Genomic DNA, 17,687 nt, shown 5'->3' with positions numbered 1-17,687 from the left:
ACCGCATAGGTCAGCCAAAGGGCCAACTCCGCCGACACGCCGCAAGTACATCCATGTAGGTTCGCACATGCCATCCCTGGCATGTGACGGTCGGCGGAGCCGCTCCCTTTGTCCGCCTGCTTTGGCATAGGTGTTGCCTGTCTGGTCAACTCTGAAGGTTTGTCAGACTGCCTTCATCCTGGCGCGCCCGCCTACTTGGCATCCAGCACCTTTTCGATGGGTTCGGGCTCGAACAGCTTCTTCTTCATCACCAGCTTGACCCAGAGCACTCCTATCACCGAGACGATGCCCAGCACCGCGCCGGCGGCGCCGAAGATCTGCCCGCTCAGTTCGGGGGCGGGCGAGGCGTAGTACACCGCATAGAGCATGCCGCCGATGCCGATGATCTGGGGCAGGGGGTAGAAGGGGGTCCTGAAGGGCCGCTTCATCTCCGGGTAGCGGCGGCGCAGGGCGATGACGTTGACATGGGTGATGATATAGGCCAGCAGCCAGGCGATGGCGGCGGAAATCAGCAGCAGGCCGATGGCGTCCGGATCGTCGCCCATGATCAGCATGGGCAGGCCTGTGACCGCCGCCACGAACAGCACCGCCACCCAGGGCGTCCGGGTGCCCCTGGTCAGGTGCTTGAACTGGGGGAAGGCCTGGCCGTTCTGGGCCATGCCGTAGAGCATGCGCGGAATCGCCGCCAGGGAGGTATTCACCGTGCTGCAGGTGGCGGTGATGGCGGCGATGGCCAGGAAGGTCAGGCCGGCCTCGCCGAACACCGCCTTGGCGAAGTCGTAATGGGGCAGGGGCGAGGCGGCCAGTTGATCCGCCGGTATATAGAAGAGGGCACCCAGGCAGTAGATGGCGATGGTGATGAAGATCACGGTGACGCCGATGATCATGGCCCGGGGGATGTTGCGCTCGGGAGCCTTGGACTCCTCCACCAGGGGACAGACGAACTCGGCGCCCACATAGCCCCAGATGGCCAGGGCGACCAGGGTGATGGCACCGGCGCCCAGCGGGTTCCAGTCGGCGGTGAGATCGATGCCCGCTGGATGGGGATTGGCCACGCCACCGATGGCGGACAGGCCGAGCGCCAGCAGCGCCAGCACCATGACGAAGGCCAGTACCGACTGCAGCTTGGCGAACAGATCGATGCCCATCAGGTTGAGGCCGGTGAAGACGGCGAGCAGGCCGATGCCCACGCTCATGGGCGGAAAGACGCCGGGGTAGATCTTGTCGATGATAAAGTCGAGCAGCAGCAGTTCGGCGGACAGGGCGAACATGGCCACCACTATGTAGCCGGAGAACACCGCCAGTATGGCCGGAAACTGGCCGATGGCGACCTCGGTGTAGCTGCTGAGGCTGCCGGCGCGAGGGATCATCAGCGACAGCTCGGAAAAGGAATAGACGTAGGTCAGGGCCAGCACATAGCCGATGGCCAGGGGGATGATAAAGCCCAGGCCGGCGATGCCGGCGCCCTGCAGCATCAGCACCATGACCCCCTGGGACACCACCAGGCCGATGGCGACCGCCAGCAGGGAGCCGAGCCCCAGTACCCGGCCGAAGCCGGTGTTCGCCTTGCTGTTGCCGGCGGTGGGCGCCGCGGCGTAGGTGACATTGTCGGACATATTCCATTCACTCCTAAACGTTGCTATGGCCGGCTCCCGGGGCGGGCGGCTAGCTCCTGCCGCCGCTTGCCGGGAACCTTCGGGTTGCGCTGGTTAAGCTGGACGCCCGGCGGGCGCCCTCAGTTGTGCCAGCAGGCGGGCGATAAAGCGCTCGCCCTGCTCGAGCTGGCTGATCTCGATGAACTCGTCGGGTTTGTGGCCCTGCTCCATGCTGCCGGGGCCGCATACCAGGGTGGGTACTCCCAGCACCCGGCTGAACAGGCCCCCTTCGGTGCCGAAGCCGATGGTATGGGTGCCCTCGGTGCCGGCCAGGCGCTGGACGAAGGCCACCACCTCGGCGTTGTTGGCGGTGCTGAGCCCCGGGTATTCGGTGGTGATCTCGACGTCGATGGCACAGTGCGGATCGGTGCGGCGCATCTCCGCCGTCAGGGTGTCGGCATAATCCCGGAACTCCGCCAGCAGGCGGCGGGGATCCTCGGCGGCGATATTGCGGATCTCGAACAGGAACTGGCAGTGGTTGGGCACTATGTTGAGGGCGGTGCCCCCTGCCACAGTACCGGTATGTACCGTGCTGTAGGGGATCTCGTAACTTTCCTCGAAGGGGCCCTGGTTGCGCTTCTGGATGGCTAGGCGCTCCAGCCACTGGATCAGGCGGGCGGCGTAGTTGATGGCGTTGACCCCGAACGGCGCCAGGCCGGAATGGCATTCCTTGCCGCGGACGTCGACCCGGGCGGCGAGCTTGCCCTTGTGGGCGGTGACCACCTTCATCTGGGTGGGCTCGCCGATGATGCACAGGGCCGGCTTGAGCGGCAGCCCGGCCAGGGTGTCGATCAGCCGGCGCACCCCCACGCAGCCGATCTCCTCGTCGTAGGAAAAGGCGAGGTGGATGGGGGTGTGCAGGGGCTGCTTTACCATCTCGGGCACGGCGGCCAGCACCAGGGCGAGAAAGCCCTTCATGTCGGCGGTGCCCCGGCCGTAGCAGCGGCCCTCCTCCAGGGTCAGCCGATAGGGATCATGGCGCCACTGCTGGCCGGTGACCGGCACCGTGTCGGTATGGCCCGAAAGCATGACGCCGGCCTGGTCCGCCGGCCCTATGGTGGCGTAGAGGTTGGCCTTCTGCCCGGCCTCGTCATGCACCAGGGTGCTGGCCACCCCGTAACCGTTCAGGTAAGCGCGCACATACTCCAGCAGCGCCAGGTTGGAATTGGCGCTGGTGGTGTCGAAGCCGATCAGTCGCTGCAGAATCTCGAGGGTAAGGGCGCTGGCCATGGGATCTCCTGATAAACACGGGTCACTCCGGGCTGCCTGCCGCAGGCCGGATTGTTTCTCTTTGGTGAAGATTATGTAATGGCCTTGTATATTAAAAGTATTTTTATACTGTGCCTTGGATAAATAAAAGCTATTCAGGTGCCTGAGCCGACTCCGCGCACCCTGATGCAGCTGCAGTGAGCCTGGGCACTGACCCGGTCGGCCAGGCTGCCGAACAGGCGATCACCCTCGGCATGGCTGCCCAGGACGATGGCGTCCACCGACAACTGGTCCGCCAGCTCGAGGATGACGGTAGCCGGCGTTCCCCGGCGAAGATGGCAGTCCGCTCTCAGGCCTCGTTGTGTAAGGCTTGTCTGGGCCTGCAGGAGAGCTTCCTCGGCCAGGGACTTCAGGCTCAGCTCCACCGGACTGGCGGCCTCGATGGGGCCGACCCTGAGCTGGGTATAGCGCCGGTTGGTGTAGGAAAAATGTCGGTAGACGCTGACCAGGCTAAGCCGGCTGTGGAAAGCGTGGGCCAACTCGGCGGCGGTATCCAGGGCCTGGAGAGCGGCCTGTGAGCCGTCCACCGCTACCAGCAGGTGGCGGAAGGGGGAGGAATGGGGCGTATTCATGTCATTCTCCTTATCGGGACGAGACCAGTAAATCACGCAGGAACAGGGCTATCTGCGGAAACAGGGCCAAGAGCACGGCGGTCAGCAACAGCATGAATATGAAGGGGGGAGTACCCCGTATCACCTCCATATAGGGTCGCCGGAAAATGGCGATGGCGGTGAAAATGTCGCAGCCGAAGGGGGGCGTGGCCGATCCGATGGCTACCTGCAGGGTAATCATGGTGCCGACCAGTACCGGATCGAGCCCGGAGGAGCGGATCAGGGGGAGGAAGATGGGGATCAGGATCAGCATCACCACTATGGGATCGACGAACATGCAGCCGATAAAGAAAGCGACGGCGATGCAAAGCAACACCGTCATGGGCTCGGCGTCGGCCAGGTTGAGGCCGTTGATGATGGTCTGGGGCACCTCAGCGTAGGACAGGGCCCAGGAAAAAGCGGCTCCGGCCCCGATCAGGATGAAGACCACGGCGGTGACCAGGCCGGTGGACAGGGCGATGCCGGGCAGCTCCTTCAGCCTGATGGACCGGAAGATAACCACCTCGAGCAGGATGGCGTAGAGCACACAGATGGCGGCGGCCTCGCTGGGGCTGAACACGCCGCCGTAGATGCCGCCGACGATGATCAACGGGAAGCCGGCGGGCCAGATCGCCCGGCGGATGGCCCGCCAGCGTTCATGCCAGCTGGATCTGGGTTCTACCGGTATGCGGTGACGCCAGGCGTAGAACACCGCATAACCGGAAAACATCGCCAGGATCAGCAGCCCCGGCCCTATGCCGGCGATGAACAGCTCGGAAATGGAGGTGCCGGTGAGCACACCGTAGATGATCATGCCGATGCTGGGCGGGATCAGGAAGGCAATGTCGGAGGCGTTGATGGCCAATGCCATGGTAAAGGTATCGCTATAACCGGCCTTGAGCATGCGTGGCCGCATGGGGCCACCCACCGCCACCACTGTCGCCTGGGTGGAGCCGGAAACCGCACCGAACAGGGTACAGGTGGTCGCTACCGTGACTGCCAGGCCGCCACGCAGGTGGCCGACGAAGCGCATCACCAGGTCGAGCAGGCGATCCGAGGAATGGCCGCGAGTGATAATGTCGGCCGAGAGAATGAACATCGGCACGGCGACCAGCGCCGAGGGTTTCACCCCGCCCACCATCTGCTGGATGATGATGGTGGGATTGAGCATCTCGAAAAACAGGAAAAAGGCCGCCAGGGTGGCGATGAGCAGCGGCATCATCATGGGAAAGCCCAGCAACAGCAGCACTATCATGGTACTCAGCATTACCGTGGTCATGGTTTTTTCCTTCTGTGGGCGGCCGCGTCAGAGCGACTCCTTGGGTTGCGATTCGTCGTAGATGTCCAAGGCATGGAACGACAGGAAAATGTCGCGGCTTTGCAGGTTGCGGATAAAGGCCAGGCTGTATTGCAGTCCGGCGATGAAGAAGCCGAGCGGCACCACCAGCAGGGTCCAGTACAGGGGGATCTGCAGGGCGGCCGTGATCATGCCGCGCCGGGCCATCTGAGCAATATAGGCATAGGCGTAGTAGCTGAGCAGGAACAGGGTGAGGGCAGTGCTCAGGGTAATCAGCAGCATCAGCCCTTTCTTGTAGCGATCGGGCAGCACGTCGTAGAGGGCGGACATGCGGATATGGCGGCCCTGGCGGGTGACGTAACCCAACCCCATGAAGGTGATCACCACCATCAGGATCTGGTTCAGTTCTTCGGCAAAATACAGGCTGTGGGCAAAGAGGTAGCGGCCGAATACGTTGATGATGGTGTTCAGTGCCATCAGCAGTATGCCACCGGCCAGACAGGTCACTTCCAGCCGGTGGATCCAGCGGTCGGCCAGGATCAGTCCGCGGTGTAACATAGGTGTCATGGGGGGTATCCTCGGTAGGTGCCGCCGCCCTTTGCCGGGCGACGGCGGAGAGAAGGCCAAACCTCAGTTCAGTTGCTGCTCCAGGCGATCGCGCTCGGCGAGAAAGCCGTCCAGCACCTGTTGCCCATGGCTACCTACCATCTGTACGAACTTCTGCCGGGTTTGATCGGCCCTGGCTCGGAAGGCGTCACGCTGGGCTTCGTTAAGGCTGATATAGGTCATGGCCGGCTTTTCCTGCAGTATCTTGGCCAGGAACTCCTGCTCCAGCCTGGGTACCTCGTCCATCATGTAGTGGGTGACTTCCGTCATGGTGTCGCGGATCAGCTGCTGGCGCTCGGTCGGCAGACCGTCGAACCAGTCATCGCCGGTGATGATGGCGCTGGTGAACAGCTGATGGCGGGCCGAGATCAGGTAGTCGGTCACCTCGAAGAAGTTGCTCTGGTAGACCGAGGAGATGGGCTGGCCGACCCCGTCTATCATCTTCAGCTGCAGGGCGCCGTAGACTTCACCGAAAGGCAGGGGGGTAGGGCTGGAGCCCAGATCCTTGAATGCCTCTACCTGCAGCGGGGACACCAGAATACGCATCTTGAAGTTGTTCAGATCTTCCGGAGTACGCACGGCACGGTTGGCGGCCCAGGCATCCTCGCCTTCGGAGTAGATGCTCATCAGGCGCAGCCCGGTCTTGGCGAAGCCTTTTTCCATGCCCTGATAGACGGTTGTGGAGTCGGTCATCAGCTGTTTGTTGACCTCGTTGTTCTCCGACAGGATGAAGGGGATGGAAAACAGCTGTATTTCCGGCACGAAGGAACCCAGGTGGCCGAGGGAGATATTGGCAAATTGCAGGGCGCCGTCGGCCACCAGTTCGGTGGCGTCGGCCGAAGTACCCAGGGTGCCGCCGTAGAAGATATTGACCTTCACTTCCCCGTCGGTCTTGGCTTCGATGCGTTTCTTGAACTCCTGGGCATAGAGATCCTGAATATCTCCCTGGGACACTTCGATGGCGTACTTCCAAGTTTCCGCTTGGGCACCGAAGGCCAGACAAGCGAGGGGAACGGCTTTGGCGAGGGTTGAGAAAGACTTGAACAAATCCATTATCTGCATCTCCATTACATCCATTTTCAAGTAAATCGGGGCCCGCATGGGCACCCGTATTGGCGGGGCGGTGCCGGTTCTCCCTTAGCGGGCAGCAGCCAACCCCTTATTCATCCCCCGGTACGCCGAAGGAGTCGGCCTTGGCCGGATCCTGGGCGCGGGTGATGTAGGCCTGCATCTGGGGCTGGTATTGCCGCCAGAGCAGGCGCAGTTCGTGGAGGGGGGCGATATGCCAGTCGACCCGCAGATCCACCACCGGCCAGCTGGGCTCGGCGCTCATCAGCAGGCCGGCGGAATGTACTGGCCCCAGCTCGCCGCCGGCCTCCAGCCCGGCTTCCAGCGCCAGCAGCAGCCGTTCAGCCAGGTGGCCCCGGCTCAGTTCGAAGGCGTCCACCATGGCCTGGGGCACCCGGGTGTTGGCCAGCAGGTTGCCCATGGCCAGGCAGTGCCGGCCCCGGGCGGTGGCATTCAGGCCCAGGGCCCGGTCGCCGCTGAAGGTGACGCCGTTGCCCTGGCGGTCCAGCACGCCGAGCTGGCGCCATTGAAGGTGGGGGTCGGCCTTGGCCAGCACGGCGGGGATCTGCTCCACCGCCACTCCCTCCTGCAACAGCTCCAGTGCCAGGGGGCCCAGCACCGGATTGGTGACATTCTGGCTCAGGGCCACGCCCACGCCGCTGTGCACGAAGGCGCAGCGGCTGGCCACGGCGATGCTGGAGGAGCTGATGGCGCAGCCCATCATGCCGGTGTCGGGGCAGAGCCCGGCGACGGAAAAGGTCATGGTGTCCTCCTTATGCCTGTTCGTCGGGAATGACGGCGATGACATCGATTTCCATCAGCCATTCGGCCTGGGCCAGGCCCGCCACCACCAGGCCGGTGGAGATGGGGTAGACGCCCTTCAGCCACTTGCCCACCTCCCGGTAGACCGGCTCGCGAAAGCGCGGATCCGTGATGTAGGTGGTGGTCTTGACGATATGGCTCATGTCGCTGCCGGCTTCTTCCAGCAGTTGCTTGACGTTCTTCATCGCCTGCTCCGCCTGGGCCCGGGGATCGCCCAGCCCGACCAGCCTGCCTTCGAAGTCGGTGCCGACCTGGCCGCGCACATAGACGGTGTTGCCCGCCCGTACTGCCTGGCACAGGTCGTTGTCCAAGCTCTGGTTGGGGTAGGTTTCCTTGGTGTTGAACATGCGTATGCGAGTGTGAGTAGGCATGGGGTTGCTCCGGTTAATACTGATTGAGTAAGCGAACAGGGACCGGCACAGTGCCGGTCCGGGTTAATGGGTTAGTTTCAGGCGATGCTTTCCTTTTTGGCAGCGCGAATGTCCTTGACCTTGTCGGCGTCACGCTGGTCGGCGTCCTTGTAGGCGGCATACTTGCGCTGAGTGGCGATGTGGTCGGCGATGTGCTTGGCGTCGTGCCACACCCCCCAGATAAAGGTGGAGCCACGGCGGGACAGCCAGGGCAGCCCCACGAAATAGACTCCGGGTTCGCTCGACACGCCGCGCTTGTGCCGGGGTTTGCCGTTGTTGTCGAAGGCGTCGACCCGGAGCCAGCCGTAATCCACCGAGAAGCCGGTAGCCCAGATGATGGAGGTGATACCGGCCTCGACCAGGTCCAGCTCCAGGGTCGGGTTGGTCATGCACTCGGGATCCGGCAGCAGTTTCCGGGCCTGGGGCTCGGCCGGCAGAGCCAGGCCGTTGCGGGCGATGTAGGCGTCGGCCGCGTCCAGCAGGGCCAGGTAGTTGGCGTCGCCGTTGCGAATGTTTTCCGCCAGATCCTGCTCGAAGGTGACCTTTCCGTTGGCAAAGGTGCCGGTGCGGCCTACCAGGTTGATGCCCTGTGCGGCCAGCTTGCGGAAATCGACGGTGTGGCCGCCCCGGGCGCCGCTCACCGCTATGGTGACGTGCTCGGTGCCCGGCTTCATGGCTTCGGCGTCCCACTCGCCCAGTACGCCCAGCCACCAGCAGAAGTCCCGGTTGCGGTAGGCGCGGGGCGGCCGGTCGTGGGGACCTACCGAGAGGTAGACCTGCTTGCCGGCGCGCTGCAGCTCATCGGCGATCTGCACTCCCGAGGAGCCGGCACCCACCACGAGCACGGCGCCGGCGGGCAGCTGGTCCGGGTTGCGATAGGCGGAAGAATGGATCTGGTGCAGCGCCTCGCCCTGGGGGGCGATGGGCGGAATGGCCGGGTGCTGGAAGGGTCCAGTGGCCGCCACCACGCGGTTGGCCAGGATCACGCCCTCTGAGGTTTCAATGGTGAACCCCGGCCGGTCGGTATTGCGGGTTACGCTCTTCACCGCCACGCCGGTGCGGATGGGGGCGTTGAACTTTCTGGCATAGGCCTCGAAGTAGGCGGCGATGCGCTCCTTGGGAGCGAAGGCGTCGGGGTCGAGATCGTCGAACTCCAGGCCCGGAAAGCGATCGTGCCAGGCCGGGCCGTTGGCGACCAGAGAGTCCCAGCGCTCGGTGCGCCAGCGTTCGGCGATGCGGTTGCGCTCCAGCACCAGGTGGGGCACCCCGAGTTTGGTCAGGTGTTCGCTCATGGCCACGCCGGCCTGACCGGCGCCTACCACCAGCGTATCGATTTCTGTTTTTTCAACTGTCATGTCTGTGTCCCTCTGGGTGACGGTATGTTTCGGGGCGGTCAGGGTCTGGCCTCCTTGTTCGAAACCAGCCTAAGGGGGAACAGCGCATCGATAAAATATTATTAACATTAGGATTACATTTGAAAATTTGATGCTGTGCTGCGGGGCGGGGCCTGAACAACCTTTTCACAACACCAGGTTATCTTGTGTTTTCAATGGGTTGAACAGGATTTCCCGGTTCCGGTAGGGGGGTTGTGAGAGCGAATTCACATTATTTTTCACATCTGTTTGTGAATAATTGTTATGGGTTGGGTGCCATTAATATCTTTTATATCAATTAGTTGATGTTTTTTAGGGCTTGCCTGTTTTGTGAGATCCCGACATTAACTGTGATTAAGTGTGATCGATAATGTATTCATCACAGTAGTTCACAGTTTGGGAGTAACACAGATGAGCGCACTTTCCCGTATTGGCCTGGTCGGCCTCGGCTCCATGGGTATGGGCATGGCCCAGTCCCTGATCCGCGCCGGCTTCGATACCTATGGTTTTGACCTGAACCCCGAGGCCTGCGCTCGTCTGGCCGAGGCCGGCGCCGCCGGCACCGGCCCCTCGGCGCTGCCCTATGCGGACCGGCTCGACGCCCTGGTGCTGGTGGTGGTGAACGGTGCCCAGGTGGAGGCGGTGCTGTTCGGCGAGCAGGGCCTGGCCCAGGCGCTGCGCCCGGGCAGCCTGGTGATCGTGTGCAGCACCCTGGCCGCCACCCAGACCCAGTCCATCCACCGGCGCCTGGCCGAGCTGGGCCTGGAAATGATAGACGCGCCCATCTCCGGCGGCGCCGTCAAGGCCGCCGACGGCCGGCTGTCGGTGATGGCCTCGGGCAAGCCCGAGCTGTTCGAGCAGGCCCGTGGGCTGTTCGACGCCGTGGCCGAAAAACTCTATGTGGTCGGGCCCGACATCGGCCAGGGCAGCACCGTCAAGACCATCCACCAGCTGCTGGCCGGGGTGCACATCGCCGCCGCCGCCGAGGCCATGGCCATGGCTGCCAAGGCGGAGATCCCGCTGGAGCTGATGTTCGAGGTGGTCACCCACAGCGCCGGCAACTCCTGGATGTTCGAGAACCGGGTGCCGCACATCCTGGACGGGGACTATACGCCTCGCTCCAGCGTCGACATCTTCGTCAAGGATCTGGGCATAGTGCTGGACACCGCCCACCAGATGAAATTCCCGCTGCCGCTGGCCTCCGCCGCCCACCAGATGTTCCTGGCCGCCAGCAACGAGGGCTACGGCCGTGAAGACGACGCCGCCGTGGTCAAAACCTTCAAGGGCATCCGTCTGCCGGAGGGCAAGTAAATGACGCAACGTCTGGGTGTTATCGCCGACGACTTTACCGGCGCCACCGATATCGCCGGCTTCATGGTGGAAAACGGCTGGCGCGTGACCCAGCTGATCGGCCACGGCCCCGCCGAGGTGCCGGCGGACGTGGACGCCGTGGTCATCTCCCTGAAGAGCCGCTCCTGCGCGGTGGAGCAGGCGGTGGCCGACTCCCTGGCGGCGCTGGCGCGGCTGAAAGAGCTGGGTTGCGACCGCTTCTTCTTCAAGTACTGCTCCACCTTCGATTCCACCGCCGAGGGCAATATCGGCCCGGTGACCGACGCCCTGCTGGCGGCGTTGGGCGAGACCTTTACCGTGATCTGCCCGGCGCTGCCGGTGAACGGCCGCACCGTCTGCCACGGCAACCTGTTCGTGAACGGGGTGCCGCTCGACGAGTCCGGCATGAAGGATCACCCGGTGACCCCCATGCGGGATGCCAACCTGCGGCGGCTGATGGCCGCCCAGGCCCGGGGCCAGGTGGGGCTGGTGGACTATCACGCCGTGCTGGCCGGCCCGGCGGCGGTCCGTGCCCGGCTCGAGGAGCTGAAGGCGGCCGGTGTGAACTACGCGGTGCTGGATACCCTGACCATGGCCGATCTGCCGGTGCTGGGCGAGGCGGTGAGCGAGCTGAAACTGGTCACCGGCGGCTCCGGCCTGGGCGCGGGCCTGGCCCGCGTTGCCACCGGCGGCCAGGGCGCCGCCCTGGCCCGGGAGCTGGGTGCTCCGGTGGCCGGCGGCCGCGCCGTGGTGCTGTCCGGCTCCTGCTCCCAGATGACCAACGCCCAGGTGGCGGCCTACCAACAGAAGGCGCCGCACCGGCTGGTGGAGGTGGCCCGCTGCATCGAGGCACCCGCCGCCTACGCCGCCGAGCTGGCCGACTGGGTCGCGGCCCAGGACAGCGCCCCGGCGCCCATGCTGTACGCCACCCAGCCCGCGGCCGAGCTTGCCCGCATCCAGGCCCAGTACGGCGCGGCCCGGGCCAGCGAGGCGGTGGAAGGGGTGTTCGCCGCCGTGGCCGCCCGCCTGGCCGGTGAGGGTTTCGGCAAGTTTATCGTGGCCGGCGGCGAGACCTCCGGCATCGTCACCCAGGCGCTGGCGGTGACCGGCTTCCATATCGGTCCGCAGATCGCCCCGGGCGTGCCCTGGGTGCGGGCCCTCGACAAGCCGCTGTCGCTGGCGCTCAAATCGGGCAACTTCGGCGACGAGCACTTCTTCAGCAACGCCCAGGAGTTTTTCCATGACTGAATTTTCCCTGCGCCTGGAAATGGTGAAGATCGCCAAATCCATGTTCGAGCGCGGCTACAGCAGCGGCGGGGCGGGCAACCTCAGTCTGGTGCTGCCCGACGGCAACCTGCTGGCCACCCCCACCAACACCAGCTTCGGCGACCTGGATCCGGACCGCCTGAGCAAGGTGGACCTGGACGGCAACCACCTGGACGGCGACAAGCCCTCCAAGGAAGTGCTGATGCACATCGCCATGTACCAGCAGCGGCCCCAGGCCGGCGGCATAGTGCACCTGCACTCGCCCTACCTGACCGCCCTGTCCTGCGTGGACGGGCTGGATCCGGCCAACTGCCTGCCGCCCATCACCCCCTATTACGTGATGCGGGTGGGCAAGCTGCCGCTGATCCCCTATTTCCGCCCCGGCAGCCCGCGCATCGCCGAGGAGCTGGGCAAGCTGGCCGCCGGGCATGGCGCCGTGCTGCTGGCCAATCACGGTCCGGTGATCAGCGGCAAGAGCCTGCGCGAGGCGATGTTCAACGCCGAGGAGCTGGAAGAGACCGCCCGGCTGTATTTCATCCTGCGCAACGGCCCCATGCGCACCCTGACCGACGATCAGGTGGCGGAGCTGGAGCAGGTATTCAAAGGCAAGATGTAAGGAGCGGAACATGGCCCGATTTGCAGCCAACCTGTCGATGATGTTTACCGAAGTGCCCTTTATGGCGCGTTTCCAGGCCGCCCGCGCCGCCGGCTTCCGCGCGGTGGAATACCTGTTCCCCTACGCCGAGGACAAGGACGCCATCGCCGCCGAACTCAAGGCCCGGGGCCTGACCCAGGCGCTGTTCAACATGCCCCCCGGCGACTGGGAGGCGGGCGAGCGCGGCCTGGCCTCGCTGCCCGGCCGGGAAGCGGAATTCCGCGCCGGCGTGGCCACCGCCCTGGCCTACGCCGAGGAGCTGGGCTGCACCCAGCTGCACGCCATGGCCGGCCTGTGCCAGCCCGGGCTGAGCCGCGAGCAGCAGCAGGCCACCTATGTGGCCAATATCCGCTACGCGGCGGACCAGGCGGCCCAAAAGGGGATCATGGTGCTGATTGAACCCATCAACAGCCGCGACATGCCCGGCTACTTCCTCTCTACCCAGGTGCAGGCCGAGGCGCTGCTGGAAGCGATCGACCGGCCCAACGTCAGGATCCAGCTCGATCTCTACCACTGCCAGATCATGGAAGGGGATCTCACCCGCACCATCGACCGGCTGTGGGGCAAGTTCAGCCATATCCAGATAGCCTCGGTGCCCGAGCGCCACGAGCCGGATCAGGGTGAGGTCAACTACCCCTGGCTGTTCGACTACCTGGACGCCAAGGGCTACGACGGCTTCCTGGGCTGCGAATACCGCCCGCGTGGCAACACCGAAGCCGGCCTGGACTGGTTCGCCCCCTGGGCGGACAAGGAGTAAGCCATGATCCCCGCCGAGCGCCGTGACTACATCTACCGCTATGTGCACGAGCGCAACATAGTGCCGATCAACGAGCTGGCCCAGGAGCTGGGCGTATCCCACATGACGGTGCGCCGCGACATCCAGCAGCTGGAGGCCGAGGGCAAGGTGGTGTCGGTGAGCGGTGGGGTCAGACTCAACGACGCGGTCAAGCAGGAGCTGGCCTACAGCGAAAAGGCCAGCATCCACCATAACAGCAAGGTCGCCATCGGCCTGGCGGCGGCGGAGCTGGTGGAGGACGGCCAGGTGATCTACCTGGACGCGGGCACCACCACCTTCGAGGTGGCCAGGGGCATCGCCCGCAAGGCCAACCTGACGGTGGTGACCAACGACTTCACCATCGCCCATTACCTGATGCAGTACCCCCAGCTCACCCTGTTCCACACCGGCGGCCTGGTGGACGTGCGCAACCGCTCCTGCGTGGGCCAGGCGGCGGCGGCCCTGCTCGCCAGCCTGAACCTGGACCTGGCCTTTATCAGCTCCAGCTCCTGGGATCTGGAGCGGGGCATGTCGACCCCCACCGAGAACAAGGTGATGGTCAAGCAGGCGCTGCTGAAGGTGGCGCGGCGGCGGATCCTGGTGAGCGACAGCAGCAAATACGGCAAGTACGGCATGTTCCGCATCTGCCCACTGCAGGCGCTGACCGACATCATCAGCGACGGCGGCCTGGCGGAAGAGACGGCGGAACAGCTGCGCGGCCTGGGCCTGCAGGTCCGGCTGGTGGCGCGGCAAGGCTCGGCATGAAAACGATTATTACAAACCAACCTCTGTAGCTTATCGGGTGCCCTCGGGCACCGAGGAGAATCAAATGAATATCATCATTACCGGTGGTGCGGGCTTCCTCGGCCAGCGCCTGGCCAGGGCCTTGCTGCAACAGCAGCAGATCGCCTTCGACCGCCTGACCCTGGCGGACGTCATCGTCCCCACCTCGCCGCTGGCGGACGAGCGGGTGCGCTGCGTGCAGGCGGATCTGGGCGACCAGGCCGCGGTGCAGGCGCTGGTGACGCCGGACACCGGCCTGATCTACCACCTGGCGGCCATCGTCAGCAGCCATGCCGAGGCCGATTTCGACCTGGGCGTGCGGGTCAACATCGACGCCACCCGCTACCTGCTGGAGGCGGCCCGGCACCAGGCGCCCGGCTGCCGTTTCGTGTTCTCCAGCTCGCTGGCGGTGTTCGGCGGCGAACTGCCGGAGCTGATCCAGGACCACACCGCGGTCTGCCCCCAGTCTTCCTACGGCATGGAAAAGGCGGTGGGCGAGCTGATGGTCAACGACTACGCCCGCAAGGGCTTCGTCGACGGCCGGGTGCTGCGCCTGCCCACCATCAGCGTGCGCCCGGGCAAGCCCAACCAGGCGGCCTCGTCCTTCGCCAGCGGCATCATCCGCGAGCCGCTGCAGGGCGATTCCACCGTCTGTCCGGTGGCCCTGAGCCTGCCCATGTGGCTGTCGTCCCCGGCCACCGTGGTGGACAACTTCGTGCGCGCCGCCCAGGTGCCCGCCGGGGCCTTCGGCGCCAGCCGCACCGTCAACCTGCCGGGCATCACCGTCACCGTGCAGCAGATGATCGACGCCCTGCGCCGGGTGGCCGGCGACCAGGTGTGCGCCCGCATCCGTTATGAAGAAGACGAGGCGGTGTCGCGCATCGTGGCCAGCTGGCCCGGCCGCTTCAACATCACCCGTGCCCGGGACTTGGGCTTTGTGCAGGACGCCGACTTCGACAGCGTGATCCGTCGTTTTATTGCCGATGATATGGAAGGAACCAAGCAATGACTGAAGCAAGCTCAATGGCCCCGGTGATCGGCCTGGCCGTCGCCGTGCTGGTACTGATTTTCCTGGTGGTGAAGACCCGGGTACACGCGCTGATCGCCATGCTGGCGGCGGCCAGCATCGCCGGCGCCCTGGGCGGCATGGCCGCCGGTGACATCGTGGGCGTGATCACCAAGGGTTTCGGCGGCACCCTCGGCAGCATCGGTATCGTCATCGGCCTCGGCGTGATGATGGGCCGCATCCTGGAAGTGTCCGGCGCCGCCGAGCAGATCGCCTACAGCTTTATCAAGTGGCTGGGCAAGAAGAAGGAGGAGTGGGCCATGGCCATCACCGGCTACATCGTGTCCATTCCCATCTTCGTGGACTCCGCCTTCGTGATCCTTTACCCCATCGCCAAGGCGCTGGCGCAGAAGGGCAAGCGCAACCTGCTGACAGTGGGCGTGGCCCTGGCCGGCGGCCTGGTGGTGACCCACCACACGGTGCCACCCACCCCGGGCCCGCTGGGCGTGGCCGGCCTGTTCGGCGTGGACGTGGGCGCCATGCTGCTCACCGGCCTGGTGCTGGCGCTGCCCTGCGTGGTAGTCATCGTGCTCTACGCCCAGTGGCTGGGCAAGAAGTTCCCCGACTTCCACGCCCCCGTGGTGCAGGACAGCCCCGAGCTGGAGGAAACCTACAATCAGTACCTGGCCTCCAAGGCCGGCAAGGAACTGCCCAGCCTGTTCCTGTCGCTGCTGCCGATACTGGCGCCGATCCTGCTGATCTTCGTCAACACCCTGTTCGGCACCCTGGCCAAGATCGACGGCTGGAACGGCCTGAGCGAGAACCCGGTGGTGCAGCTGTTCACCTACCTGGGCCACCCGGTGATCGCCCTGTCCATCTCGGTGTTGCTGGCGGTGTATACCCTGGTGCCCAAGATGAACAAGCACGACACCATGGAACACCTGGAAGAGGGCCTGCAGAGCGCCGGTATCATACTGCTGGTGACCGGTGCCGGTGGCGCCCTGGGCGCCGTGCTGCGCGAATCCGGCGCCGGCACCATGCTGGGCGAGCAGATCGCCGGCCTGCCGATGCCGCCGGTGCTGATCCCCTTTATCGTCTCCACCCTGGTGCGGCTGATCCAGGGCTCGGGCACCGTGGCCATGGTGACCGCGGCCTCCATCTCGGCGCCCATCCTGGTCAATATCCCCGGCGTGAACATGCTGGTGGCGGCCCAGGCGGCGACCATGGGCTCCCTGTTCTTCGGCTACTTCAACGACAGCCTGTTCTGGGTGGTCAACCGGATGATGGGCATCAAGGACGTGAAGCAGCAGATCATCGTCTGGTCCATCCCCACCACCCTGGCCTGGGCCACCGGCCTGGTCGGCGTGCTGGTGCTCAACGCCGTGATGTAAGCGGCTGGGCGAGTGCTGAGGGGAGCGCAGGGTCCGGTGCCGCCTGCCTGGGCCGCATCGCCTGATACCCCCCTCGTTGAAAGAAAAAATCCGATGACGCCTCGTCATCGGATTTTTTGTGCTTCTGGCCTGGCCTCGGATATGGACAGGCTCAGTGGCGCAGGAGCAGCTTTTCGATTTCGTGTACCGGCATCTTGACCAGGTCCTTGTCCAGCTCGGCCCGGATCGCCTCTTTCAGCGCCGCCGAATAGGCCGGACGCAGCATGCCGAGGGCGCGCGGGGGGGCGACCATGATCACCGACCGGGTCTTGTCGGCGCCGAGGGCGTCGTCCAGGTGCCGGACGAGACGGGTCAGGAATTCCTGCTCGGCCTGATCGTGCCAGTCGGTCTGCGCGAAGGTGGTGCGGACATGGCCCGCGGCATGGCTGCGGCCGGGGGCATCGGTGCCGAGTTCGCGCGTCGGCTGGGCCTTCTGCTCGAACACCTCTATGGTCTTGAGGTTGGGCGATCTGGCATCGCCGTCATTCTGCAGCACCAGCGCCTTGGCGCCGTCGCACACCACGACCCACTCACCCTCTAGAATTGACAACCCGGACATACAACAGCCTCCATGGACCCTTGGGTATCTCTTAGGATAGCAGCGGTGCGATTGCCCTGCGCGGGCGCCCGGCTGCCAGAGGGGCAATAATCCGGCGGCCGCGATCAGGCTGGCGCGGAGCGCTCGACAATCTCCTCCAGATCCGGGCACAGGGGCGAGGGCAGGGCGTCCGGGCTGAACCAATCCACCGCCAGGGCGTCGTCGGCGGCGACGGGCGTGCCGCTCTGGTAGTGGCCGCGCACCGCCACCATCACATAGTGGTGGGCGAGCCGGCCGGCTTCCTCGGCCAGCACGTCGAAGCAGGCGAAGGGCGCCTCCATTTCGGCCACCACCCCGGTTTCTTCCCGCAGTTCCCGCGCCGCACCCGCGGCCATGGTCTCGCCCCATTCCAGCTTGCCGCCGGGAAAGCCCCAGTGGCCGGCGTGGGGCGGGTATTTGCGCTTGACCAGCAGCACCTGCTGCCGGCGCCAGACCACGGCGATGACGCCGACCTTGGGGGTGGCAGACATGGGTCCTCCTTCTAGGGTTTCTTGATCAGCCGATAGGCGAACAGCAGGATAAGGGCTCCTATCACGGCGGTAAAGAGACTGCCCAGGTTGAAGCCGGTGACCGAGCCGAAGCCCAGTTGGGTGCCGACCCAGCCGCCGACGAAGGCGCCGGCGATGCCCAGTATGATGGTCATGATCATACCGCCGCCGTCCCGCCCGGGCATGACCCACTTGGCCAGGAAACCGGCGATCAGGCCGAAGATAATCCAGCTCAGGATTCCCATGCTCTGTTCCTCATTGTGGTGA

19 protein-coding genes are annotated in these 17,687 nt (G+C 64.9%); 7 read left to right on the top strand and 12 right to left on the bottom strand.

Features of this window, described 5'->3' with window-relative positions; genetic code table 11:
* Positions 1-191: 191 nt before the first annotated feature.
* From ACT7DK_RS18540 to ACT7DK_RS18500, 9 genes are all read right to left on the bottom strand, one after another.
* Positions 192-1,616, bottom strand: coding sequence for an APC family permease (locus ACT7DK_RS18540; RefSeq protein ID WP_445401749.1), 1,425 nt, complete (start codon positions 1,614-1,616; stop codon positions 192-194).
* A 93-nt stretch (positions 1,617-1,709) separates the two neighbouring features.
* A complete protein-coding gene (gene argE, locus ACT7DK_RS18535; protein WP_445401747.1) occupies positions 1,710-2,885 on the bottom strand; it encodes an acetylornithine deacetylase in 1,176 nt (391 codons plus the stop codon).
* 134 nt (positions 2,886-3,019) lie between these two features.
* Positions 3,020-3,496 (bottom strand): universal stress protein, encoded by a 477-nt coding sequence (locus ACT7DK_RS18530; protein WP_445401745.1) that lies wholly within the window; start codon positions 3,494-3,496, stop codon positions 3,020-3,022.
* Between the two features lie 10 nt (positions 3,497-3,506).
* Positions 3,507-4,793 carry a TRAP transporter large permease gene (locus tag ACT7DK_RS18525; protein ID WP_094039406.1) on the bottom strand — a complete coding sequence of 429 codons (1,287 nt, stop codon included), beginning with the start codon at positions 4,791-4,793 and terminating at the stop codon, positions 3,507-3,509.
* Between the two features lie 27 nt (positions 4,794-4,820).
* Entirely contained in the window at positions 4,821-5,378 is a 558-nt protein-coding gene (locus ACT7DK_RS18520; RefSeq protein ID WP_445401742.1) for a TRAP transporter small permease, read from the bottom strand.
* Between the two features lie 63 nt (positions 5,379-5,441).
* Positions 5,442-6,470, bottom strand: a complete 1,029-nt coding sequence (gene dctP, locus ACT7DK_RS18515; protein ID WP_445401740.1) for a TRAP transporter substrate-binding protein DctP — start codon at positions 6,468-6,470, stop codon at positions 5,442-5,444.
* Between the two features lie 106 nt (positions 6,471-6,576).
* The gene (locus tag ACT7DK_RS18510; protein WP_445401738.1) at positions 6,577-7,248 is read right to left on the bottom strand and encodes a DUF1028 domain-containing protein; all 672 of its coding nucleotides are present in this window, start codon (positions 7,246-7,248) and stop codon (positions 6,577-6,579) included.
* 10 nt (positions 7,249-7,258) lie between these two features.
* A complete protein-coding gene (locus ACT7DK_RS18505; protein WP_445401736.1) occupies positions 7,259-7,678 on the bottom strand; it encodes a RidA family protein in 420 nt (139 codons plus the stop codon).
* Positions 7,679-7,755: 77 nt separating this feature from the next.
* Positions 7,756-9,072: a flavin-containing monooxygenase gene (locus ACT7DK_RS18500; protein WP_445401734.1), complete on the bottom strand. Its 1,317-nt coding sequence runs from the start codon at positions 9,070-9,072 to the stop codon at positions 7,756-7,758.
* Between the two features lie 429 nt (positions 9,073-9,501).
* Between ACT7DK_RS18500 and ltnD the strand changes: the two genes are divergently transcribed.
* The 7 genes from ltnD (at position 9,502) to ACT7DK_RS18465 (ending at position 16,295) form a co-directional block, all read left to right on the top strand.
* Positions 9,502-10,401, top strand: a complete 900-nt coding sequence (gene ltnD, locus ACT7DK_RS18495; protein ID WP_445401732.1) for an L-threonate dehydrogenase — start codon at positions 9,502-9,504, stop codon at positions 10,399-10,401.
* Entirely contained in the window at positions 10,402-11,667 is a 1,266-nt protein-coding gene (gene otnK / locus ACT7DK_RS18490; RefSeq protein WP_445401730.1) for a 3-oxo-tetronate kinase, read from the top strand.
* Entirely contained in the window at positions 11,660-12,301 is a 642-nt protein-coding gene (gene otnC / locus ACT7DK_RS18485; RefSeq protein ID WP_445401728.1) for a 3-oxo-tetronate 4-phosphate decarboxylase, read from the top strand. The genes otnK and otnC overlap by 8 nt, the downstream gene beginning before the upstream one ends.
* Before the next feature lie 10 nt (positions 12,302-12,311).
* Positions 12,312-13,097: a 2-oxo-tetronate isomerase gene (gene otnI / locus ACT7DK_RS18480; RefSeq protein WP_445401726.1), complete on the top strand. Its 786-nt coding sequence runs from the start codon at positions 12,312-12,314 to the stop codon at positions 13,095-13,097.
* 3 nt (positions 13,098-13,100) lie between these two features.
* A complete protein-coding gene (locus ACT7DK_RS18475) occupies positions 13,101-13,880 on the top strand; it encodes a DeoR/GlpR family DNA-binding transcription regulator (RefSeq protein WP_445401724.1) in 780 nt (259 codons plus the stop codon).
* 64 nt (positions 13,881-13,944) lie between these two features.
* Positions 13,945-14,907, top strand: a complete 963-nt coding sequence (gene denD / locus ACT7DK_RS18470; RefSeq protein WP_445401722.1) for a D-erythronate dehydrogenase — start codon at positions 13,945-13,947, stop codon at positions 14,905-14,907.
* Positions 14,904-16,295 carry a GntP family permease gene (locus ACT7DK_RS18465; RefSeq protein WP_445401720.1) on the top strand — a complete coding sequence of 464 codons (1,392 nt, stop codon included), beginning with the start codon at positions 14,904-14,906 and terminating at the stop codon, positions 16,293-16,295. The genes denD and ACT7DK_RS18465 overlap by 4 nt, the downstream gene beginning before the upstream one ends.
* Before the next feature lie 151 nt (positions 16,296-16,446).
* On the opposite strand, the gene ACT7DK_RS18460 is transcribed toward ACT7DK_RS18465, so the two are convergent.
* The 3 genes from ACT7DK_RS18460 to ACT7DK_RS18450 form a co-directional block, all read right to left on the bottom strand.
* Positions 16,447-16,893, bottom strand: coding sequence for a baeRF12 domain-containing protein (locus tag ACT7DK_RS18460; RefSeq protein WP_445401718.1), 447 nt, complete (start codon positions 16,891-16,893; stop codon positions 16,447-16,449).
* Between the two features lie 104 nt (positions 16,894-16,997).
* Entirely contained in the window at positions 16,998-17,402 is a 405-nt protein-coding gene (locus ACT7DK_RS18455) for an NUDIX hydrolase (RefSeq protein ID WP_445401716.1), read from the bottom strand.
* An 11-nt stretch (positions 17,403-17,413) separates the two neighbouring features.
* Entirely contained in the window at positions 17,414-17,665 is a 252-nt protein-coding gene (locus tag ACT7DK_RS18450) for a GlsB/YeaQ/YmgE family stress response membrane protein (protein WP_445401714.1), read from the bottom strand.
* Between the last annotated feature and the right edge of the window lie 22 nt (positions 17,666-17,687).

This window comes from Zobellella sp. An-6, assembly GCF_052487945.1.
This window is presented reverse-complemented; position numbering and strand designations above follow the sequence as displayed.